This is a genomic window from Sabulicella rubraurantiaca (genome assembly GCF_017355885.1).
GTDB classification, from domain to species: Bacteria; Pseudomonadota; Alphaproteobacteria; order Acetobacterales; family Acetobacteraceae; genus Roseococcus; species Roseococcus rubraurantiacus.
Genome location: NZ_JAFEUU010000014.1, coordinates 57,687 through 78,477 on the forward strand (window position 1 = coordinate 57,687; position 20,791 = coordinate 78,477).

Genomic DNA, 20,791 nt, shown 5'->3' on the forward strand with positions numbered 1-20,791 from the left:
GCGGCCGTCAGCCGATGCAGTAGCCGCCGGGCTCGCGCCGCAGCAGCGCGCCCGCCTCGCCCAGCTTGCGGCGCAGGCGGTAGATGTGGGTTTCCAGCGTGTGCGTCGCGACGGCGGCGGAATAGCCCCAGACCTCGCCCAGCAACTCCTCGCGCGGGACGGGACGCGGGGCGGCGCGGTGCAGATAGGACAGGATCGCTGCCTCCGTCTCGGTCAGGCGGATGCGGCGCGCGCCTTCCGTCAACATCCGTCCCGCGGCATGGAAGGAAAACGGACCCAGCGGGATCGCGGCCTCCGGCGAGGCGTCGAAGGCGGCGAGGCGCGCATGGAGGCGGTGCTTGAGGTCGGCGAGGCGGATCGGCTTCGGCACGCGCTCCACCCCTCGCGGCAGGCCGGCCTCCTCCCCGCCCAGCAACAGGATGGGACGTCCGCCCGCCCGCTCCGTGAGTCGGGAAGCGTTTTCCGCCGCGCCGGGCGGCAGGGCAGCGTCCAGGAGCAGCACCTCCGCCTCCCCTGGGAGGGCTTCCGGGTCGTCCGTGGCTGCGACCGCGAATTCCCCTTCCTGCCCAAGTTGGCTAGGCAGGAGTTGTGTCAGGGCCGGATCGGCCGTGAGCAGCAGGATTCGGCGGGGCAGCGTCATGTCGCTCGGGCGGTTCCTTTCCCCCATAGCATTCCGGGCAAGGGCAACAAACATTCATTCCCAACCCCTGGCACCTGCGGTGGGAAGGCTACATTGAAGGCAGAGAATCAGGACCCAGGTATGACCGGCTTCGTTACCCCCCGCCCCGGACCCGGGCTTTCCTCCGAGGCGCTGGCGCTGCGCGAGGTCCATCGTGCCATCGCCGAGTTGCGCCGCGGCGGGCCGGTGCTGGTGGAGGGGGAGGGCCAGCCCCTGGCCGTGGCGGCGGCCGAAACGGTGGGTGCTGCGGGCCTCGCCCAGCTTCGCGCCGTGGGCACGCAGCCGCCCCTGCTGCTGCTGGCCCCCGTGCGGGCCGCCGCCGTGCTCAGCCGCCCGGTGCCGCTTTCCGCGCCCGAGCAGGGCGTAGCGGCGCTGCGCCTGCCGCCTTCGCTGATGGACCCGCAGCGCCTCGCCGCCTTTGCCGACCCGACCGCCGAGATGCTGATGCCGGCGGGAACGGAGCGCGCGCCGGTGCCTGGACTCGCCGAGGTGGCGCTGACCCTGGCCAAGCTGGGACGCCTCCTCCCCGCCCTGGTCGCGGTGCCCGCCGCCGGGGCCGAGGCCGGCTGGCAGCGCGTATCCGCCGATTTCATCCGCGCCTATCCTGAGACCGCGACCACCACGCTGCGCCGCGTCGCCGAGGCCCGCGTCCCGCTGGAGGACGCGCCGGATACGCGCATCGTCGCCTTCCGCGCCGCCGATGGCGGCATCGAGCACCTGGCGATGCTGGTCGGTGACCCAGAAGGGCGCCTTTCCGCCGGGGGCGCTCCACTGGCGCGACTCCATTCCGAATGCTTCACCGGCGACCTGCTGGGCTCCCTGCGCTGCGATTGCGGGCCGCAGCTTCACGGGGCGCTGCGCCGCATGGCCGAGGACGGGGCCGGGGTGCTGCTCTACCTGGCGCAGGAGGGGCGGGGCATCGGCCTCGTGAACAAGCTGCGCGCCTATGCGCTGCAGGATGGCGGGCTGGACACGCTGGATGCCAACCGCGCCCTCGGCTACGGCGCCGATGAGCGCAACTTCCTGCTCGCGGGCACCATGTTGCGGGCGCTGGGCATCCCGCGCGTGCGGCTGCTCACCAACAACCCCGACAAGCTCGCCGGCCTCGCCGCCTGCGGCATCGAGGTGACGGCGCGCGAGGCGCACAGCTTCGGCGGCAACGGGGTGAATGACGGCTACCTCGCCACCAAGGCGCGGCGCTTCGGCCACATGCTGTAGCCGAAGCGCGCCTCCTTCAGCGGAAGACCGGCACCGAATCCTCCTCGGGCATGTCGGGCAGCGGTACGTCGATGGTGACGGTGGAGGGATCCACCCCGGTGCCACGGTCGAGGAAATAGGTCACCGACTCGGGCCAGAGGATCACGATCGCCACCAGCGTCAGCTGGAGGAACAGCCAGGGGATCGCGCCCATGTAGATGTCCTTGGTCGGCACTTCCTTCGGCGCGATGCCGCGCAGGTAGAACAGCGCGAAGCCGAAGGGCGGGTGCATGAAGCTGGTCTGCATGTTGATGCAGAGCAGGACGCCGAACCACACCAGGTCGATGCCGAGCTTCTCCGCTACCGGGGCCAGCAGCGGCACGACGATGAAGGCGATCTCGAAGAAGTCGAGGAAGAAGGCCAGCAGGAATACGAAGATGTTGACGAAGACCAGGAAGCCCAGCTGGCCGCCGGGCAGGTGCGACAGCAGGTGCTCGATCCAGAGGGAGCCGTCCACACCCTGGAAGACGAGCGAGAACACGGTCGCGCCGATCAGGATGAAGATCACCATGGCGGTGATCCGCATCGTATTGCCCATGGCCTGGGACAGCAGGGTCCAGGAGAAGCGGCGGTTGATCACCGCCAGAACCACCGCGCCCACCGTGCCCATCGCCCCCGCCTCGGTGGGCGTGGCGAGGCCCATGAAGATCGTGCCCAGCACCAGGAAGATCAGCACGATGGAGGGCACCATGCCCTTGATGACGCGCCAGTAGAGTGGCCAGCCGCGCGGGGCTAGCGCCTCGGGCGGCAGGGGCGGGACCTTGTGCGGCGCCACGATCGACACGACCGCGATGAAGGCCAGGAACAGGAAGATTTGCAGGAAGGACGGGCCGATGGCGCCCGCATACATGTCGCCCACCGGTTTGCCGAGCTGGTCGCCCAGGATGATGAGGACGAGCGAGGGCGGGATGACCTGGGTGATGGTGCCCGAGGCGGCGATCACCCCCGTCGCGATCCGCATGTCGTAGCCGTAGCGCATCATGACGGGCAGCGAGATCATGCCCATGGCGATGACCGAGGCCGCGACCGTGCCGGTGATGGCCCCCAGCACCGCGCCGACCAGGATCACCGCGTAGGCGAGGCCGCCCGGCACTTTGCCGAAAAGCTGCCCTGTCCCCTCCAGCAGGTCCTCCGCCAGGCCGCAGCGTTCCAGGATGGCGCCCATCAGCGTGAAGAAGGGGATGGCCAGCAGCAGGTCGTTGGACAGGATGCCGAAGACGCGCAGCGGCAGGTTGCCCAGATAGGCGGGGCCGAAGAATCCCAGCTCGATGGACAGGAAGCCGAAAAACAGCCCCACGGCGCAGAGGGAGAAGGCGACCGGGAAGCCGACCAGCAGGAAGATGACGAGGCCACCGAACATCAGCGGCGGCATCATGTCGAGGGTCATTCGGGGGCGCCTCTTACTGCTCGGGCCGGTGGTATTCGGTGACGACTTCGACGGGTTGCCGCGCGCCGCGCAGCAGGGCGATGCGCTTGATGAGTTCCGACAGGCCCTGGAGGGTGATCAGGAAGAAGCCGAGCGGCAGCAGCATCTTGACCGGCCAGCGCAGCAGGCCGCCGGCATTGGGGCTGTCCTCCCACCGCACCCAACTGTCCAGCGCGAAGGGCCAGGTCATCCAGGTCAGCAGCACCATGGCGGGCAGCATGAAGAAGACGAAGCCGAAGATGTCGATCCAGATCCGGCCCCGCTCGCCGACCATCCCGTAGAACAGGTCCACCCGGACATGCTCGTTGCGGAACAGGGTGTAGCTGGCCCCCAGCATCACGATGCCGGCGAAAAGATACCACTGCACCTCCAGCCAGGCGTTGGAGGAGTAGTTGATGCCATAGCGGACGAAGGCATTGGCCGCACTGATGCCGCAGGCGAGCAGGACGCACCAGTTCGCGATCGCGCCGAAGCGCTGGTTCACCCAGTCCACGCCCCGGCTGAACGCCAGCAGCCACGCCATACGCAATTTCCCTTCGAGTGGAGCCCCCGTCACGATCTTTAACGCCGTGTGACAGGGAAGGCCAGCGGCCCTCTCGCCCTTCGGCCTTCCCCCCGGTAGGCTCGCGCCCATGGTCGGGATGGGGATGGGGGCGGCGCTCGCCTCGGCCGCGCTGGCGGCGCTGGGGCTGCTCACGGCGGCCTGGGTGCTGGCCGTGGGCGGCTTCGGCCCGGTTGCGCTGCCGTTCGGCCCGCCCTGGGGCGCGATGTCCCTGGCTCTCGACCCGCTTTCCGGCTGGTTTCTCCTGGTCCTCGGCGCCGCCGGGCTTCCCGCCGCCCTCTTCGCTGCCGCTTCGGGGCTTTCCCGCGCCCAGGCCCTGCTGCTGCCCCCCTTCCTGCTTTCCATGGCGCTGGTGCTGCTCGCGGCGGACACGGTGACGCTGCTGCTGGGCTTCGAGGCGATGTCGCTCCTGTCCTGGGGGATCATCGCCGCCGGGGGGCACCGCCGTGCGGCGCGGCTCTATCTCGGCTTCGCGACCGTCTCGGGCGTGGCGCTGCTGGGGATGGTGGCGGCCCTCGCCCCCTCGGGCTTCGGCTTCGACGCGATCCGCGCTGCCCCGCCCGAGGGGCTGCGCGCCACGCTGCTGCTGGGCCTCGTCCTGCTGGGGGCGGGAAGCAAGGCGGGGCTGGTGCCGCTGCACCCCTGGCTGCCCGTGGCGCACCCGGCCGCTCCTACCGCCCTGTCGGCGCTCATGTCGGCGGCCATGGTGAAGATTGCGCTTTACGTGCTGCTGCGCGTCACGGTGGACCTCGCCGGGCCCGCGCAGCCCGCCTGGTGGGGCGTGCCCTTCCTGGTGCTGGGCGCCGTGACGGCGCTGTGGGGTGCGATCCGCGCCAATCTCGAAGCGGACATGAAGGCGGTGCTCGCCTGCTCGACGCTGGAGAATGTCGGGCTGCTCGCGATCGCCCTGGGCCTCTGCCTGATGTTCCGCGGCAGCGACCTCCGTCCTCTCGCCGCCCTCGCCCTTTCGGCGCTGCTGCTGCACGCGCTGGTGCATGCCTGCTTCAAGACGCTGCTCTTTCTTGGCGCCGGCGCGGTGGCGACGCTGGCCGGCACGCGCGACCCGGACCGGCTGGGCGGGCTGATCCATCGCATGCCCTGGGTGGCGGGGCTGATGGGCATTGCCGCCGCCTCCGCCGCCGCGCTGCCGCCCTTCGCCGGCTTCTCCTCCGAATGGCTGCTCTTGCAGTCACTGCTGCAATCCTGGCGCCTGGCCGAGATGTCGTTCCAACTCCTCGGCGCCGCGGCACTGGCCGCTGCCGGCATGGCCGCGGCGCTGGCCGCCGCCGCGATGCTGCGCCTCGCCGGGACGGTGTTCCTGGGGAGGCCGCGCACCCCACGCGCCGCCGGAGCCGGCGAGGCGACGGGGCTGATGCGGCTTGCCCTGCTCCTGCCGGGCGGCTTCCTCGTGCTGCTTTCCGTGCTGGCCGGCCCGGCCCTGTTGCTTGCGGGCGGGGCGGTGCGTCAGCTGCTGGGGCCCGTGGCGCAGCCCCCCGCCTCCGGCCTCACCCTCCTCCTGCCCGACGGGGCGGCGCTGCTGAGCCCCGTTGCCGTGATCCTGGTGCTGGCGCTTCTGCTGGGCCTGGGCTTCCTCGCGATGCGGCACTTGTCGCCCGAGGCACCCGCGACCGGCCCAGCCTGGGATTGCGGCTTCGGCCCGGCACCGGCGCACCTGCCCTTCGGCGACGTGCTGACCCAGCCCAGCGCCGCAGGGGCTGCGCAGCCCCTGCGCCGGATGCTGGGCGGCGTCCCCATGGCGGTCGCCGAGCGCCATGACGCCGCAACCCCCGGCAGCCCGGCTCCGGCGCGGCTGCGCCTTGCCATGCGCGACCGTGCCTTCCCGGCCCTGATCGGGCCGCTCACCCGGCTGCGCCGCACCCTGGCGCGCGAGGCCGAAAGGCTGCGCGACCTCCCCCTGCGCGGCTTCGTCGCGCTTTCCCTGCTGACGCTGGTGGCGCTTCTCGCCCTGCTCGCGGTGCTGGAGCGCCTGCCATGATCGCGGCAATCGGCGGCTTCGTGGCGCTGCTGCTGCACGCGGCGCTGATGCTGGCCGTGGCGCCGATGCTGGTTGGGCTGGTGCGATGGCTCAAGGCGCGGTTGATGGGGCGGCGCGGCCCCCCACTGATGCAGCCCTGGCGCGATCTCATGCGCCTCCTGCGGAAGCGGCCCATCCTGGCGATCCACGCCTCGCCCGTCACGCTCGCGGCGCCCTACGTGGCGCTGGCGGCGACGCTGCTGGCGGTGCTGCTGGTCCCCTCCTTCGCGGGTGGGATGACGCTTTCCGCCCTGTCCGATCTTGTGCTGATCGCGGGGCTTGTGGCGGTGGGGCGCGCCGCGCTCGCCCTGGCCGGGTTCGATGCGGGCAATGGCTTCGGCGGCATGGGCGCCTCGCGCGAACTGGCCTTCGCCGCCTTTGCCGAGCCGGCGCTGCTGCTTTGCATCCTGTCCCTCGCGATCCTGGCGGGAACCACGGCGCTGGACGGCATCGCCGCGATCTTCCGCGAAGGGCAGGTGGGGCTGCGCGTTTCCCTGCTCTTCGCCGCACTGGCGCTGGTGGCCGTCGCCCTGGCGGAGAATGCCCGCATCCCGGTGGACAACCCCGCAACCCACCTGGAACTGACCATGGTGCATGAGGCGATGATCCTCGAAGCCTCCGGCCGTCACCTCGCCCTGTGGGAGATGCAGGCGGCGCTGAAGCTGCTGCTCTGGCTCTCGCTGCTGCTGGCGGTCTTTGTGCCGTTCGGCATGGCGCCCGCCGGGTCGGGGCCGCTGCTGTGGCTCAAGGGTCTGGCGCTGTGGCTCGGCAAGCTGGGGCTGCTGGCCTTCGCGCTGGCCGCCTTCGAGAGCGCCATCAGCAAGATGCGCGTCTTCCGCGTGCCGGAATTCCTGGGCGGGGCGCTGCTGCTCGCGCTGCTTGCCGCCGCGCTGCTCTTCGTCTCGACGGGACTCGCCTGATGGGGTTCGGCCAGCTTCCCTACGATGTTGCGCATCTGCTGGGCGGAGCGATGCTGCTCTGCTCCTTCGTGATGCTCTACCAGCGCCGCCTCCAGGCGCTGGTCACGGCGCTCGCGGCGCAAGGCGTGCTGCTCGGCCTGGCCGCGCTGTGGCAGGGCCATGTGCAGGGTGCGCCCTCGCTCTACGTGACGGGGCTGATCGCCCTCGCGGCCAAGGGGGTGGCGATCCCGCTGGTGCTGCGCCGCCTGCTGCGCCAATGGCCGCCCGAGGCGAAGGTGGAGGATGCGCCCGTCGCGCTCTCCCTGGTGCTCGGCCTCGCCCTGGTGGGGCTGTCGCTGCTGGTGGCGCTGCCGGTGACCGCCGGCGCCCGCGCCATGCTGCGCGAGGATCTCGCCGTGGCGCTGTCGCTGCTGCTGATCGGTCTCGTCATCATGGCGACGCGGCGGTTGGCGCTGGCGCAGGTGGTGGGGCTGATGACGTTGGAGAATGGCCTCGTCCTCGTCGCCACGGGCGTCGTGGGCATGCCCTTCGTGGTGGAGATCTCGACCGCCGGCCTCGTGCTGGTGATCGCGCTGCTGGCCGGGGTGCTCGCGCGGCAGATCCACGGGCGCTGGGGCAGCCTCGACACCGCTCTGCTCGACCCGCATCGGGGACGCTGAGGTGACGCTTCCCCTTGCCCTGGTCCTGCTGCCCCTCGCCGCCGCGGCACTGCTCGCGGCCTGGCCGGCGCGGGCCGCGGCGCTGAACGTCGCGGCGGCGGCGCTGACGCTGCTCTTGGCCGTGGGACTGCTTCTCGTCGAGCCGGGGCCCGAAGGGGCGTGGCTGGCGGCGGATGCGCTGAACCGGCCGCTCGTGCTGGTGGCGGCGCTGGTCGGCCTGTCCACCGCCATCTTTTCCTTCGACGACATCCGCGCGGAGGGCTTCGACACCGGCGCCACGCGCCTCTACCACGCCTGCTTCCAGGGCTTCGTCGCGGCGCAGATGCTGGCGCTGCTGGCCGATAATCTCGGGCTGATGTGGGTGGCGATCGAGGCGGCGACGCTGCTCTGCATCCTCGTGGTCGGGATGCGCCGCACCCCTGCTGCCATGGAAGCGGCGTGGAAGTTCTTCATCCTCTGCGGCATCGGCATCGCGCTGGCGCTGTTCGGCGTCATCCTGCTTGCCATGGCGGCGCAGCCTTTGGTGGAGGAGGTGCGACGCCTGTCCTTCGCCGCCATCCTTGCGGCCGCGCCGCGCACCGAGGCGGGGCTGCTCAACCTCGCCTTCCTGTTCCTGCTGGTGGGGTTCGGCACCAAGGCGGGGCTGGTGCCGCTGCATTCCTGGCTCCCCGACGCCCATGCCGAGGGGCCGACCCCCATCGCCGCCGTGCTGTCCGGGCTGCTGCTGAACTGCGCCATGCTCGGCATCCTGCGCGGCCTCGCCATCGTGAACGCCCATGACGCGGCGATCGCACCGGGACCCTTCCTCATCGCTGCCGGCCTGGCCTCGCTGCTGCTCGCCTCGCTGTCGCTGTGGCGGCGGCGCGATGCGAAGCGGCTGTTCGGCTGGTCCTCCATCGAGCATCTGGGGCTGTCCGCCTTCGCCTTCGGCTTGGGCGGGCCGGCGGGGCACATGGCGGGGATGGTGCATCTCTGCGGCCATGCCCTGCTGAAATCCGCCGCCTTCTTCGCCCTGGGCCGCGCGGCCCAGCTTCGCGGCAGCCAGGCCATCGCCGACATCTCCGGCCTTGCCCGCTCGCACCCCGCGCTGGGCTGGGGGCTGATCTTCGCCATGGCCGGGCTGGCGGGGCTGCCGCCCTTCGCGCTCTTTGTTTCCGAATTGCTGATGGCGGCGACGGCGGGGCGTGAGGCGCCATGGCTCCTCTTGCCCCTGCTCGTCGGGCTGCTGGTGGCCGGGCTGGCGATCCTCGCCGCCATGCAGCGCATGGGTTTCGGCCCGCCCCATCCGGGGCCCGCGGCCGGGGTGGCGACGCTGCTGCCGCTCTGGGCGCATCTGCTGCTCGCCGCCGTGCTGGGCTTCGCCCTGCCGGAGCCGCTTGCCGCCCTGTTCCGCGACGCCGCGAGGCTCCTGGGATGAGCGACTGGTCTTCCTTCGAGGGATACGACTTCCTGGCCCTCTGGGCCGAGCCGGGGCGCGTCCATGCCGCCTTCCTCGACCCCGAAACCCCGGCGGTCCAAACCGCGACGCTTCCGGCGGAAACCGGCCAATACCCGGCCCTGTCGCCGCGCTTTCCGGCCGCCGCCTGGTTCGAGCGCTCCATCCGCGACCTGTGGGGGCTGGAGGCGGAAGGCGCTGCCGATCTTCGCCCCTGGCTGGACCATGGCCTCTGGCCCATTCGGGCCCCGCTCTCGCGCAGCGCCTCCCGGCACTCGCCCGTGCAGGAACTGCCCGAGTTCCTGCCGGTGGAAGGCGAGGGCATCCACCGCATCCCGGTCGGCCCCATCCATGCCGGGGTGATCGAGGCCGGGCATTTCCGATTCCACGTCCAGGGCGAGACGATCGTGCGGCTGGAGGCGCGGCTCGGCTACAAGCACAAGGGCGTGCTGGCGCTGATGCTCGGCAAGTCGCCCCGCGCCGCGATGCGCTTCGCCGCCCGCCTGTCCGGCGACACGACGGTCGCCCATTCCATCGCCTTTGCCCGCGCGGCGGAGTCCGCCAGCGGCGCCGAGCTGCCGCCCCGCGCTGTGGCGCTGCGCGCCGCGATGCTGGAGCTGGAGCGGCTGCATAACCACCTGAACGACATGGGCTTCCTCGCCAAGGATGCCGCCTTCACCCCGCTCAGCGCCCAGTTCGGCCTGCTACGCGAGGCGCTGCTGCGTGTGCTGGCGCAATGCTTCGGCCACCGGCTGATGATGGACCGCATCATTCCCGGCGGCGTCGCCCTGGACCCGGAGGATGCCTCGCTGGACCGGCTGCGCACGGTCCTCGCGGAGATTGGGCGCGAGTTGCCGGGGCTGCTGGCGATCTACGAAGGCCACGCCTCCCTGCAGGACCGGATGATGGGCACGGGCATCATCCCGCCGGCCCTGGTTGCCGCCTTCGCGCCGGGCGGCGTGGTCGGGCGCTCCGCGGGCCGCCCCTTCGACGCGCGCCTGCTGGACGGTCCGATCACCGTACCGTTGCGCACCGGGGGCGACGTGGATGCACGCTGGCGCCAGCGCCATGACGAGGCGCTGCACTCCCTGGCCCTGCTGGACGCCATCCTTTCCGCCCTGCCATCCGGCCCCGTCACCATCCCCCTGCCGCAGCGCGGCGGCGAGGCGGTGGCACTGGCCGAGGGGTTCCGCGGCGAATGCCTCGCCTGGCTGCGCCTGGATGATGGCGGGCTGATCGAGGCCGCCTTCCTGCGCGACCCGTCCTGGCTGCACTGGCCGCTGCTGGAGGCGGCGGTGATCGGCAACATCGTCGCCGACTTCCCGCTGATCAACAAAAGCTTCAACGGCTCCTACTCGGGGTGCGACCTGTGACGCTGCGCGGCCTGGTGCCCATCCTCCGCATCTTCGACGCCGAATTGGCGCGGGGCTTCTATGTGGAGTGGCTCGGCTTCCGCTGGGATTGGGAGCACCGCTTCGAGCCGGACCTGCCGCTCTACGCCCAGATCTCGCGCGATGGCGTGGCGCTGCACCTGTCCATGCACCATGGCGACGCCACGCCGGGCAGCGCGCTGCGCCTCCATTGCGACGACGTGGATGCGCTCCACGCCTCGCTGGCGCCGCGATCCTGGGCGCGGCCATCCGTGGAGGACATGCCCTGGGGCGAGCGCGCGATGCGCGTGACCGACCCCTTCGGCAACCGCCTGCATTTCTTCTCGCCAAAGGAGGCGTGATGCTCTGGCCCCGCCTTGCGAGGAACCTCGTCTCCCGCCCGCTCACCAACCCCGCGCCGCGCCCGTCGCCGGAGATCGTGGCGGCACTGCGCGCGCGCATGGACGCCGCCGCCCAGCGGCGCCTCGGCCGTTCGCTCTCCCTGCGCCACGTGGATTCCGGCTCCTGCAACGGGTGCGAGCTGGAGCTGAACGCCACGGAGAACGTGGTGCACGACCTGGAGCGGCTGGGGCTGCGCTTCGTCGCCAGCCCGCGTCATGCCGACGTGCTGCTCGTCGCCGGCCCGCTGACGCGCAACCTCCGCGTGGCACTGGAGCGCACCCGCGCCGCCACCCCAGAGCCGTGCTGGGTGGTGGCGATCGGTGACTGCGCGGTGGATGGCGGCGTGTTCAAGGGCTCCTACGCCGTGGAGGGCGGGGTGACCCAGGCGGTGCCGGTGGACCTCATGATCCCCGGCTGCCCGCCCACTCCGTCGCAGATCCTCGAAGGCCTCCTGGCCCTCATCGAAGCAGGGCGCTGAGGCTCGGCGTCTCCACCTCGGGCGCCGCACAGCACCGCCAGCGCATCGACCAGGAAGGCGCAGAACTCATCGGCGTGGAAGGAGCCATCGCCGCGCCGCGTCTGCACCAAGCCCCAGGGATTCTCCGTGGCGCGCAGGCTGCCGGCATTGTAGGAGGAAGCGAGGGGCAAGGTGGTCTTCGTTTCAGCCGCCCCAAATGTGCCTAATATGCTCTGGAATTCAGCAGATCAGGGATTGAGTCCCACGCTGTGGCCCGTGGAACACGCCTTTGGATTGGAAAAGCCCCGCGGCAGGACGCCGCGGGGCTGGAAATCAAGCCGCCTGCTTCTGCAGCAGCCCCTGGCGCACCAGCTCCTCCGCGATCTGCACGGCGTTCAGCGCTGCGCCCTTGCGGAGGTTGTCGCCCACGCACCAGAAGGCGAGGCCGTGCGGCACCGTCGGGTCCTTGCGGAGCCGCGACACGAAGACCGCATCCTCGCCCGCCGCGTCCAGCTGGGTGACGTAGCCGCCATCCTCACGCCGGTCGACGAGCTGGAGGCCCGGTGCGTCGCGCAGCGCTGCCTGGGCCTGGGCGACGGAGATCGGCCCCTCGAATTCCACGTGGACGGCCTCGGAATGGCCGACGAAGACCGGCACGCGCACGGCGGTGGCGACCACGGCGATGTCGGGATCGAGGATCTTCCTCGTCTCCACCGCCATCTTCCACTCTTCCTTCGTGAACCCGTCCTCCATGAACTTGTCGATGTGCGGGATGCAGTTGAAGGCGATGGGCTTGGTGAACTGCTCCACGGTGGGAGCGTCGTTCACGAAGGAACCCTTGGTCTGGTTGAACAGCTCATCCATCGCCTCCTTCCCCGCGCCGGAGACGCTCTGGTAGGTGGCGACCACCACGCGCTTGATGCGGCTGATGGCGTGCAGCGGCTTCAGCGCCACCACCATCTGGATGGTCGAGCAGTTGGGGTTGGCGATGATGCCCCGCTTGCGAAAGCCGGCGATGGCCTGCGGGTTCACCTCAGGCACCACCAGCGGCACGTCCGGCTCCATCCGGAAATGGCTGGTGTTGTCGATGACCACGCAGCCCTGGGAGGCGGCGCGCGGTGCGTGGATCGCCGAGACGGAGGCGCCCGGCGAGAACAGGCCGATATCGGTGCCCGTGAAGTCGAAGGTCTCCAGGTTTTTGACCGTCAGGATCTGCTTCTCGCCGAAGGAGACCTGCTGGCCGGCCGAACGCCCGCTGGCCAGCGCGACGACCTCGCTGGCGGGGAAATTGCGCTCGGCCAGCGTCTTCAGCATCTCGCGCCCCACCGCACCGGTGGCGCCGACGACCGCGACCCTGTAGCCCATGACCCAAAGCTCCACTTGACAAGAGGGCGCCTCCTTTACGCCCCTGGCCTTCGCGCGTCCAGCAATCCGCCCGGTTGAGCCGCGGGGCCGCCGGGTCTATCCCCCGGGGCGCATGGATTCCGCCCCGCCCGAGGCCCGCTCCGCCGGTCCGCTCGCCCTTTACCGCGCCCGCGTCGCCGCCGGGGTGCTGCGTCACGATCCGGCCCAGGCCCAGGCGGCGGAGCATCTGCAGGCCCTGTGGCAAGCCCTGCGCGGCTACGACCCCAGCCCGGCCGCCCCGGCCCCGAAGCCCACGGGGCTCTTGGGGCGGCTCTTCGGCAAGCGCGGCTCGGGCGACCTCGCGCCGCCGGAGGATGTGCCGGAGGGGCTCTACCTCGTCGGCGCGGTGGGGCGCGGCAAGTCCATGCTGATGGACCTGTTCTTCGAGACGGCGGAGGTGCCGCGCAAGAAGCGCATCCACTTCCACGCCTTCATGCAGCAGGCGCACCAGCGCATCCATCGCTGGAAGAAGGCGAACCCGGGCGCCGACGACCCGATCCCGGCGCTCGCGGATTCCATCACCGCCGAGGCAGCGCTGCTCTGCTTCGACGAGTTCCAGGTGCATGACATCACCGACGCGATGATCCTCGGGCGCCTGTTCGAGGCGCTGTTCGCGCGCGGCGTCGTGGTGGTCGCGACCAGCAACACGGCGCCCGACGATCTGTTCAAGGGCAAGCCCGGACGCGATGCCTTCCTTCCCTTCATCGCGCTGATCAAGCAGCACGTGGAGGTGCTGCATCTTCAGGCGCAGCAGGATTACCGGCGCGAGCGCATCCGCGGCCTGCCCACCTGGCACTTCCCTGCCGATGCGCGGGCCGAGCGCGCGCTGGATGCCGCCTTCGCGGAGCTCGCGGGAATGCCGCATGGAACGCCATGCACGCTGACCGTGCTGGGTCGTGCGGTGGAGGTGCCGCAAGCGGAGCGCGGCGTGGCGCGCATGGATTTCGACGCGGCGTGCGGCGCGTATCTCGGCCCTGCCGACTATCTCGCCATCGCGACGCATTTCCACACACTCGTGCTGGATGGAATCCCGCGTCTCGGCCCCGAGAATTTCGACAAGGCGCGGCGCTTCATCACGCTGGTGGACGCGCTCTACGAGCATCGTTGCAAGCTCGTTGCGAGTGCGGAAGCAGAGCCGGATCGGCTCTACGAACGTGGCGAAAATGCCGCGATGTTTGAGCGAACTGCATCACGTCTCATGGAAATGCAGAGTCAGGAATATTTGGGGTTGCCTCACCTGCCCTGATTGAAATAAGCCGCAACACGGGAAAGAGACTGGGGAAATAGGGGGTTTCATGCGGATGCTCTTCGGGGGCCTTGTCGGCCTGTGCCTGCTTGCGGGGATTCCAACGATGGCCGAGGCGCGTGGGGACGCGCGCGGCGCGGTGCAATCCCAGAAACCAAGCCGGCCTGTTGCTGCTCCCGTGCGCACCGCTTCCCGCCCTGCCGCCGCTCCGGCCCGCGCCGCTGCGCGCCCTGCAGCCTCTTCCGTGCGGCACGTGTCCCCGCGCCAGGTGCAGGCGCGGTACGGCCGCACCAACGCGCACCAGGCTGCCGCGCCGCGCGGCTACGCCCAGTTCGCGCAGCGGGGCCGCAGTTTCGCGCCGGTGCCCTATAGCCGCCACCAGGCCGCCGCGCCGCAGGGGCTGCGCCAGACCGCCATGGCCACCTGCACCATGCGTGGTGGGCGTCGCGTCTGTTCTCCGGTTGCCGCCGCGCAGCCTCGCAACGTGTCCTTCCGCTGGGGAAGCGACCTCCCTCCCATGACCATGGCGCAGACTTCCTGCCCGGATGGCACCATGGCCACGATGGCGCTGGGCCACACCGACGTGATCCGCTGCGTCCCGCTCTGAGAAACGAGCAGGGTCGCGACGTCACGGAAAGGGGCGCTCCGGCGCCCCTTTTTCATGTCTGCGCGCCGGGTGGGGCGCCCGCCTTGCCCGAATGGCCGGGTGGGGCTACGGATGCCGCGCATTTCGGCAAAGCCACCAGCGAAGGACGCGCAATGGCCCGCAAGAAGATCGCCCTCATCGGCGCCGGCAACATCGGCGGCACCCTCGCCCACCTGATCGGCCTGAAGGAGCTGGGCGACGTCGTCCTGTTCGACGTGTTCGGCGGCGTGGCGGCGGGCAAGGCGCTCGACATCATGCAATCCGGCCCGGTGGACGGGTTCGACAGCGCCATGTCCGGCGGCAGCGACTACAGCGCCATCGCGGGCGCCGACGTGATCATCGTCACCGCCGGCTTCCCCCGCATGCCGGGCATGAGCCGCGATGACCTGCTCACCAAGAATGCCGGCGTGATGGGCCAGGTGGCCGAGGGCATCAAGCAGTATGCCCCTGACGCCTTCGTGATCTGCATCACCAACCCGCTCGACGTCATGGTCTGGGCGCTGCAGCAGAAGTCGGGCCTGCCCGCGCACAAGGTGGTCGGCATGGCCGGCGTGCTGGATTCCGCGCGCTTCCGCCTGTTCCTGGCGCAGGAGTTCAACGTCTCGGTCGAGGACGTGACCGCCTTCGTGCTGGGCGGCCATGGCGACACGATGGTGCCGCTCACCCGCTACTCCACCGTCGCCGGCATCCCCGTGCCCGACCTGGTGAAGATGGGCTGGACCACGCAGGAGAAGATCGACGCGATCGTGAACCGCACCGCCAATGGCGGCGGCGAGATCGTGAAGCTGCTGGAGAAGGGTTCCGCCTTCTACGCCCCGGCGGCGTCGGCGGTGCAGATGGCCGAGGCCTACCTCAAGGACAAGAAGCGCGTCCTGCCCTGCGCCGTGATGCTGAATGGCGAGTACGGGCTGAAGGATTTCTACGTCGGCGTGCCGGTGGTGATCGGCGCGGGCGGCGCGGAGCGCATCGTCGAGGTGCAGTTCACGCCGGAGGAGAAGGCGGCCTTCGACAAGTCCTGCGACGCGGTGAAGAAGCTGATCGAGGACTTCAAGAAGCTCGGCGTCTGATCCATCCCCGAGGCGCAGCAGGAAACCAGCCATGAACATCCATGAATACCAGGGCAAGGAACTGCTGCGCCGCTACGGCGTGGCGGTGCTGGACGGCCACGTCGCCTGGACGGCCGAGGAGGCCGAGGCGGCGGCGCGCAAGCTGCCCGGCCCGATCTACGTAGTGAAGTCGCAGATCCACGCGGGCGGCCGCGGCGCCGGCCGCTTCAAGGACGACCCGAACGGCAAGGGCGGCGTCCGCCTCGCCAAGTCGCCGGAGGAGGCGCGTGCGGCCGCCGAGGCGATGATCGGCCACGTCCTCGTCACCAAGCAGACCGGGCCCGAGGGCAAGCTCGTGTCCCGCGTCTATGTCGAGGCGGGCTGCGACATCGCACGCGAGCTCTACCTCTCCCTGCTGCTGGACCGCGAGACCTCCCGCGTCGTTATCATGGCCTCCACCGAGGGCGGCATGGAGATCGAGGAGGTCGCCGAGCACCAGCCGGAGAAGATCCTCAAGGTTCATGTGGACCCGGCCACCGGCATCTCCGGCTGGCACGGCCGCAAGCTGGCCTTCGCCCTTGGCCTCGAGGGCAAGCAGGTCAATTCCTTCGTCAAGTTTGTCGAGGCGATGTACCGCGCCTATGTCGAGCTGGACTGCGCCATCGTCGAGGTGAACCCGCTCGTCGTCACCAAGGGTGGCGAGGTCGTGGCGCTCGACGCCAAGGTGTCCTTCGACGACAACGCGCTGTTCCGCCACAAGGACCTGGAAGCGCTGCGCGACGACAGCGAGATGGACCCGAAGGAGCTGGACGCCGTCACGCATGAGCTGAACTACGTGGCGCTGGATGGCGAGATCGGCTGCATGGTGAACGGCGCCGGCCTCGCCATGGCGACCATGGACATCATCAAGCTCTACGGCTCCTCGCCCGCCAACTTCCTCGACGTGGGCGGCACGGCGGATGCGGCGCGGGTGACGGAGGCGTTCCGCATCATCACCTCGGACGCCAACGTGAAGGGCATCCTGGTCAACATCTTCGGCGGCATCGCCAAGTGCGACATGATCGCCGAGGGCATCGTCGCCGCCTCCAAGAACCTCGACCTCAAGGTTCCCCTGGTGGTGCGGCTCGAAGGCACGAACGTGGAGCTGGGCAAGAAGATCCTGGCCGAGAGCGGGCTGAAGATCATCCCCGCCGACAACCTGGCCGACGCTGCCCAGAAGGCCGTCGCCGCCGTGAAGGGCGCCTGACCATGGCCATTCTCGTCGACCAGAACACGAAGGTCATGACCCAGGGCTTCACCGGGGCCCAGGGCACCTTCCACGCCAGCCAGGGCATCGCCTATGGCTCGAACTACGTGGGCGGTGTCACGCCGGGCAAGGGGGGCACGATGCACCCCACGCTGAACCTGCCCGTCTTCAACACGGTGGCCGAATGCCGCGAGAAGACCGGCGCCGACGCCTCCGTGATCTACGTCCCGGCCGCCTTCGCCGCCGACTCCATCATGGAGGCGATCGACGCTGAGATCCCGCTGATCATCTGCATCACCGAGGGCATCCCCGTCCTCGACATGGTGCGGGTGAAGCGCGCGCTGCAGGGTTCCAAGTCCATCCTGGTTGGCCCGAACTGCCCCGGCGTCATCACGCCCGAGGCGTGCAAGATCGGCATCATGCCCGGGCACATCCACCGCCGCGGCTCGGTCGGCATCGTGTCCCGGTCGGGCACGCTGACCTATGAGGCAGTGGCCCAGACCACCGCCGCCGGGCTCGGCCAGTCCTCCTGCGTCGGCATCGGCGGCGACCCGGTGAAGGGCATGGACTTCGTCGATGTGCTGGAGCTGTTCCTCAAGGACGACGAGACGAAGTCGCTGATCATGATCGGCGAGATCGGCGGCCAGTCCGAGATCCTCGCGGCGGAGTTCCTGGCGCGGGAGAATTTCGGCCCCGGCAAGCCGAACAAGCCCGTGGTCGGCTTCATCGCCGGCGCCACGGCGCCCCCGGGCCGCCGCATGGGCCATGCCGGCGCCGTGATATCGGGTGGCAAGGACACGGCGGAAGCGAAGATGGAGGCGATGAAGTCCGCCGGCATCCACGTCGCCGACAGCCCGGCGAGCCTCGGCTCGACCATGGTCCGGGCGCTGAAGGGCTGATTCAGCCCGCCTGAAGGCGGCTGCAACGCGTTTTTGCAGCGCAGCACGGCCATTTTTCCCCCTCTCCCATGCGGGAGGGGGGATGCCGCCATACCCCCATCATCGCTATGTTAACCCATCCCGCCGCAGGCTCCGTCCTGCGGCGAAGCATGCTGCATGAAGAAGGACCGGCCGCCGAAACGCGTGCTGGGAGGACAAGAATGGCCGGTGTGGACATCCTCGCGAGTGCGATGAACGGGGCGAATGCCGCCTATCTCGCCGACACCTACGCAAGGTGGGTGGAGAAGCCTGACAGCGTGGACCCCTCCTTCGCGGAACTCTTCGCCGCGCTGAACGACGATGCCCGCGCCGTGCTGACGGACGCGATGGGCGCCTCCTGGGCGCCGCGGCCCCGCGGCGGCTTCGCCCCGGCGGAAGAGGCCAAGCCGGCCCCCAAGGGCGGCAAGCCCGGCGAGGCGCGCGCCGCCGACCCGGAGGCGATCCGCAAGGCCGCGCTGGACTCCCTTCGCGCCCTCATGCTCATCCGCTCCTACCGGGTGCGCGGCCACCTGGAGGCGCGGCTGGACCCGCTGGGGCTGCAGCAGCCCGCCCCGCACCCGGAGCTGTCCCCCACCTTCTGGGGCTTCGAGGAGGCCGATCTCGACCGCCGCATCTTCATCGACAACGTGCTGGGGCTGGAGACGGCCACGGTGCGCGAGATCATGGAGCGGCTGCGCGCCACCTATTGCGGCCCAATCGGCGCCGAGTTCATGCACATCCAGGATCCCGGCCAGAAGTCCTGGATCCAGCAGAAGCTGGAGGGCGCGCCCTGGGCCAGCGCCTTCAGCAAGGATGACAAGCGCAAGATCCTGAAGGAGCTGACCGAGGCCGAGGGCTGGGAGGCCTTCTGCGCCAAGAAGTATGTCGGCACCAAGCGCTTCGGCCTGGAGGGCGGCGAGAGCACCATCCCCGCCGTGCAGGCGGTGATCGAGACCACGGCCGCGCTCGGCGTGAGCGAGATCGCCATCGGCATGGCGCATCGCGGCCGGCTGAACATGCTCGTGAACGTGGTGAAGAAGCCCTACGCGCAGGTCTTCTCCGAGTTCAAGGGCGGCTCCTTCATGCCCGACGACGTCCAGGGCTCGGGCGACGTGAAGTACCACCTCGGCACCTCGACCGACATCGAGATTGGCGGCCGGATGGTGCACCTCTCCCTGCAACCCAACCCGTCCCACCTGGAAGCCGTGGACCCTGTGGTCGTCGGCAAGGTGCGCGCGCGCCAGGACATGTCGGGCGACACGATCGAGCGCTCCTCCGTCATGGGCATCCTGCTGCATGGCGACGCGGCCTTTGCCGGCCAGGGCGTCGTCTACGAGACGATGGCCATGTCGCAGCTCGTCGGCTACCGCACGGGCGGGACGGTGCACATCGTCACCAACAACCAGATCGGGTTCACCACCGTTCCGGTCCACGCCTATAGCGGCCTGTACTGCACCGACATCGCCAAATCCGTGCAGGCGCCCATCATCCACGTGAACGGCGACGACCCGGAGGCGGTGGTCTGGACGGCGCGGCTCTGCGCCGAGTTCCGGATGCGCTTCCGCGCCGACGTGGTGCTGGACATCGTCTGCTACCGCCGCCACGGCCACAACGAGAGCGACGAGCCGGCCTTCACCCAGCCGAACATGTACAGCCGCATCCGCCAGATGCGGACGACGCGCACCCTCTACGCCGAGCGTCTGGCCAGCGAGGGCAGCATCCCGGCCGAGGAGGCGCAGGGGCTGCTCGACGGGTTCAACGCGACGCTGGAGGATGCCTTCCAGGCCGCCAACGCCTTCAAGCCCAACAAGGCCGACTGGCTGGAAGGCCACTGGGCCGGGCTGCAGCCCAAGGGCGGGGATGGGGAGCTGGACCACGCCACCTCGCTTCCGCTCGACACGCTGCGCGAGGTGGGCACCGCCCTTTCGCGCGTGCCCGAGGATTTCAACGTCAACCCGAAGATCGCCCGACAGATGGAGGCCAAGAAGCAGGCCATCGAGGGCGGCGAGGGCATCGACTGGGCGACCGGCGAAGCGCTGGCCTTCGGAACCCTGCTGCTGGAGGGGCATCGCGTCCGCCTGTCCGGCGAGGACGTGCAGCGCGGCACCTTCTCCCACCGCCATGCCGTGCTGGTGGATCAGCGCACTCAGCGCGAATACACGCCGCTGAACCAGATCCGCGAGGGCCAGGCGAAGTTCGAGGCCTTCAACTCCCTCCTTTCCGAGTTCGGCGTGCTGGGCTTCGACTACGGCTACTCCCTCGCCGATCCCAACACGCTGGTGCTGTGGGAGGCGCAGTTCGGCGACTTTGCCAATGGCGCGCAGGTCATCATCGACCAGTTCATCGCCAGCGCTGAAACGAAGTGGCTGCGCATGTCCGGCCTCGTGATGCTGCTGCCGCACGGCTATGAAGGGCAGGGGCCGGAGCACTCCTCGGCCCGGTTGGAGCGCTACCTCCAGCTTTGCGCCGAGCGGAACATGCGCGTCTGCAACTTCACCACGCCGGCCAACTACTTCCACGCGCTGCGCCGCCAGCTGAAGGCGAATTACCGCAAGCCGCTGGTGGTGATGACGCCGAAGTCGCTGCTGCGCCACAAGCTGGCCGTGTCCTCGCTCGCCGATTTCGGGCCTGGCAGCTCCTTCCGCCACGTCATTCCCGAGGTGGACGCGCTGGTTCCCGACTCGCAGGTGCGCCGTGTCGTGCTCTGCACCGGCAAGGTTTATTACGACCTGCTGCAGGAGCGACGCGACAAAGGCGTCAACGACGTCGCCATCATCCGGATGGAGCAGCTCTACCCCTTCCCGGTGAAGAGCCTGCCCCCGATCCTCGCCCCGTACCGCAACGCCGAGGTGGTGTGGTGCCAGGAGGAGCCGGAGAACATGGGCGCCTGGCACTTCCTCGACCGCAAGATCGAGAAGGTGCTGGTCGGGCTCGGCGGCAAGGCGCAGCGCCCGGTCTATGTCGGGCGAGAGGAGGCGGCGAGCCCCGCCACCGGCCTCGCCAAGGTTCACCAGCAGGAGCAGGATGCCCTGGTGAAGCAGGCGCTGGGGTTGTAATCACCCCGTGAATTCCAGCGACGGGGAC

General features: G+C 69.9%; 18 protein-coding genes. 14 read left to right on the forward strand and 4 right to left on the reverse strand.

Annotated elements, in window-relative coordinates; translation table 11 throughout:
• Positions 1–7: 7 nt before the first annotated feature.
• On the reverse strand, positions 8–640 hold the full coding sequence (locus tag JTJ31_RS19525) for a winged helix-turn-helix transcriptional regulator (protein WP_207540421.1): 633 nt from the start codon (positions 638–640) through the stop codon (positions 8–10).
• Between the two features lie 120 nt (positions 641–760).
• Here JTJ31_RS19525 and ribA point away from each other — a divergent pair, with 120 nt between their 5' ends.
• The gene (gene ribA, locus JTJ31_RS19530; RefSeq protein ID WP_207540422.1) at positions 761–1,897 is read left to right on the forward strand and encodes a GTP cyclohydrolase II RibA; all 1,137 of its coding nucleotides are present in this window, start codon (positions 761–763) and stop codon (positions 1,895–1,897) included.
• Between the two features lie 16 nt (positions 1,898–1,913).
• Here ribA and JTJ31_RS19535 read toward each other — a convergent pair whose 3' ends face one another.
• Positions 1,914–3,323, reverse strand: coding sequence for a TRAP transporter large permease (locus tag JTJ31_RS19535; RefSeq protein ID WP_207540423.1), 1,410 nt, complete (start codon positions 3,321–3,323; stop codon positions 1,914–1,916).
• A 13-nt stretch (positions 3,324–3,336) separates the two neighbouring features.
• Entirely contained in the window at positions 3,337–3,885 is a 549-nt protein-coding gene (locus tag JTJ31_RS19540) for a TRAP transporter small permease subunit (RefSeq protein WP_207540424.1), read from the reverse strand.
• 109 nt (positions 3,886–3,994) lie between these two features.
• On the opposite strand from JTJ31_RS19540, the gene JTJ31_RS19545 reads away from it, so the two are divergent.
• The 7 genes from JTJ31_RS19545 to JTJ31_RS19575 are packed head-to-tail and all read left to right on the forward strand — an operon-like array spanning position 3,995 to position 11,223.
• Entirely contained in the window at positions 3,995–5,920 is a 1,926-nt protein-coding gene (locus JTJ31_RS19545; protein ID WP_207540425.1) for a proton-conducting transporter transmembrane domain-containing protein, read from the forward strand.
• Positions 5,917–6,879 carry a respiratory chain complex I subunit 1 family protein gene (locus tag JTJ31_RS19550; RefSeq protein WP_207540426.1) on the forward strand — a complete coding sequence of 321 codons (963 nt, stop codon included), beginning with the start codon at positions 5,917–5,919 and terminating at the stop codon, positions 6,877–6,879. The genes JTJ31_RS19545 and JTJ31_RS19550 overlap by 4 nt, the downstream gene beginning before the upstream one ends.
• A complete protein-coding gene (locus JTJ31_RS19555; protein WP_207540427.1) occupies positions 6,879–7,538 on the forward strand; it encodes a hydrogenase-4 component E in 660 nt (219 codons plus the stop codon). The genes JTJ31_RS19550 and JTJ31_RS19555 overlap by 1 nt, the downstream gene beginning before the upstream one ends.
• Before the next feature lies 1 nt (position 7,539).
• Positions 7,540–8,955 (forward strand): proton-conducting transporter transmembrane domain-containing protein, encoded by a 1,416-nt coding sequence (locus tag JTJ31_RS19560; protein WP_328805776.1) that lies wholly within the window; start codon positions 7,540–7,542, stop codon positions 8,953–8,955.
• The gene (locus JTJ31_RS19565; protein WP_207540428.1) at positions 8,952–10,346 is read left to right on the forward strand and encodes a hydrogenase large subunit; all 1,395 of its coding nucleotides are present in this window, start codon (positions 8,952–8,954) and stop codon (positions 10,344–10,346) included. The genes JTJ31_RS19560 and JTJ31_RS19565 overlap by 4 nt, the downstream gene beginning before the upstream one ends.
• The gene (locus JTJ31_RS19570; RefSeq protein WP_328805777.1) at positions 10,343–10,705 is read left to right on the forward strand and encodes a glyoxalase superfamily protein; all 363 of its coding nucleotides are present in this window, start codon (positions 10,343–10,345) and stop codon (positions 10,703–10,705) included. Before JTJ31_RS19565 ends, JTJ31_RS19570 begins: the two co-directional genes overlap by 4 nt.
• Positions 10,705–11,223, forward strand: a complete 519-nt coding sequence (locus tag JTJ31_RS19575; RefSeq protein ID WP_207540429.1) for an NADH-quinone oxidoreductase subunit B family protein — start codon at positions 10,705–10,707, stop codon at positions 11,221–11,223. The genes JTJ31_RS19570 and JTJ31_RS19575 overlap by 1 nt, the downstream gene beginning before the upstream one ends.
• Positions 11,224–11,535: 312 nt before the next feature.
• Here JTJ31_RS19575 and JTJ31_RS19580 read toward each other — a convergent pair whose 3' ends face one another.
• Complete coding sequence (locus JTJ31_RS19580) at positions 11,536–12,567, reverse strand: aspartate-semialdehyde dehydrogenase (RefSeq protein WP_207540430.1); 1,032 nt, start codon at positions 12,565–12,567, stop codon at positions 11,536–11,538.
• A gap of 112 nt (positions 12,568–12,679) precedes the next feature.
• On the opposite strand from JTJ31_RS19580, the gene zapE reads away from it, so the two are divergent.
• The 6 genes from zapE to JTJ31_RS19610 all read left to right on the forward strand — a co-directional run bounded on the left by zapE (position 12,680) and on the right by JTJ31_RS19610 (position 20,763).
• A complete protein-coding gene (gene zapE / locus JTJ31_RS19585) occupies positions 12,680–13,852 on the forward strand; it encodes a cell division protein ZapE (protein WP_207540431.1) in 1,173 nt (390 codons plus the stop codon).
• A 49-nt stretch (positions 13,853–13,901) separates the two neighbouring features.
• On the forward strand, positions 13,902–14,459 hold the full coding sequence (locus JTJ31_RS19590) for a hypothetical protein (protein ID WP_207540432.1): 558 nt from the start codon (positions 13,902–13,904) through the stop codon (positions 14,457–14,459).
• Positions 14,460–14,611: 152 nt separating this feature from the next.
• Complete coding sequence (mdh, locus tag JTJ31_RS19595; protein WP_207540433.1) at positions 14,612–15,565, forward strand: malate dehydrogenase; 954 nt, start codon at positions 14,612–14,614, stop codon at positions 15,563–15,565.
• A gap of 31 nt (positions 15,566–15,596) precedes the next feature.
• Positions 15,597–16,790: an ADP-forming succinate--CoA ligase subunit beta gene (sucC, locus tag JTJ31_RS19600; RefSeq protein ID WP_207540434.1), complete on the forward strand. Its 1,194-nt coding sequence runs from the start codon at positions 15,597–15,599 to the stop codon at positions 16,788–16,790.
• 2 nt (positions 16,791–16,792) lie between these two features.
• Entirely contained in the window at positions 16,793–17,689 is an 897-nt protein-coding gene (gene sucD, locus JTJ31_RS19605) for a succinate--CoA ligase subunit alpha (RefSeq protein WP_207540435.1), read from the forward strand.
• 200 nt (positions 17,690–17,889) lie between these two features.
• Positions 17,890–20,763 carry a 2-oxoglutarate dehydrogenase E1 component gene (locus tag JTJ31_RS19610; protein ID WP_207540436.1) on the forward strand — a complete coding sequence of 958 codons (2,874 nt, stop codon included), beginning with the start codon at positions 17,890–17,892 and terminating at the stop codon, positions 20,761–20,763.
• Positions 20,764–20,791 lie beyond the last annotated feature (28 nt).

Bases quoted from the DNA above. Each gene is read 5' to 3' on its own strand.
- JTJ31_RS19525 (WP_207540421.1), bottom strand. From the start codon at position 640: ATGACGCTGCCCCGCCGAATCCTGCTGCTCACGGCCGATCCGGCCCTG.
- ribA (WP_207540422.1), top strand. From the start codon at position 761: ATGACCGGCTTCGTTACCCCCCGCCCCGGACCCGGGCTTTCCTCCGAG.
- JTJ31_RS19535 (WP_207540423.1), bottom strand. From the start codon at position 3,323: ATGACCCTCGACATGATGCCGCCGCTGATGTTCGGTGGCCTCGTCATC.
- JTJ31_RS19540 (WP_207540424.1), bottom strand. From the start codon at position 3,885: ATGGCGTGGCTGCTGGCGTTCAGCCGGGGCGTGGACTGGGTGAACCAG.
- JTJ31_RS19545 (WP_207540425.1), top strand. From the start codon at position 3,995: ATGGTCGGGATGGGGATGGGGGCGGCGCTCGCCTCGGCCGCGCTGGCG.
- JTJ31_RS19550 (WP_207540426.1), top strand. From the start codon at position 5,917: ATGATCGCGGCAATCGGCGGCTTCGTGGCGCTGCTGCTGCACGCGGCG.
- JTJ31_RS19555 (WP_207540427.1), top strand. From the start codon at position 6,879: ATGGGGTTCGGCCAGCTTCCCTACGATGTTGCGCATCTGCTGGGCGGA.
- JTJ31_RS19565 (WP_207540428.1), top strand. From the start codon at position 8,952: ATGAGCGACTGGTCTTCCTTCGAGGGATACGACTTCCTGGCCCTCTGG.
- JTJ31_RS19575 (WP_207540429.1), top strand. From the start codon at position 10,705: ATGCTCTGGCCCCGCCTTGCGAGGAACCTCGTCTCCCGCCCGCTCACC.
- JTJ31_RS19580 (WP_207540430.1), bottom strand. From the start codon at position 12,567: ATGGGCTACAGGGTCGCGGTCGTCGGCGCCACCGGTGCGGTGGGGCGC.
- zapE (WP_207540431.1), top strand. From the start codon at position 12,680: ATGGATTCCGCCCCGCCCGAGGCCCGCTCCGCCGGTCCGCTCGCCCTT.
- JTJ31_RS19590 (WP_207540432.1), top strand. From the start codon at position 13,902: ATGCGGATGCTCTTCGGGGGCCTTGTCGGCCTGTGCCTGCTTGCGGGG.
- mdh (WP_207540433.1), top strand. From the start codon at position 14,612: ATGGCCCGCAAGAAGATCGCCCTCATCGGCGCCGGCAACATCGGCGGC.
- sucC (WP_207540434.1), top strand. From the start codon at position 15,597: ATGAACATCCATGAATACCAGGGCAAGGAACTGCTGCGCCGCTACGGC.
- sucD (WP_207540435.1), top strand. From the start codon at position 16,793: ATGGCCATTCTCGTCGACCAGAACACGAAGGTCATGACCCAGGGCTTC.
- JTJ31_RS19610 (WP_207540436.1), top strand. From the start codon at position 17,890: ATGGCCGGTGTGGACATCCTCGCGAGTGCGATGAACGGGGCGAATGCC.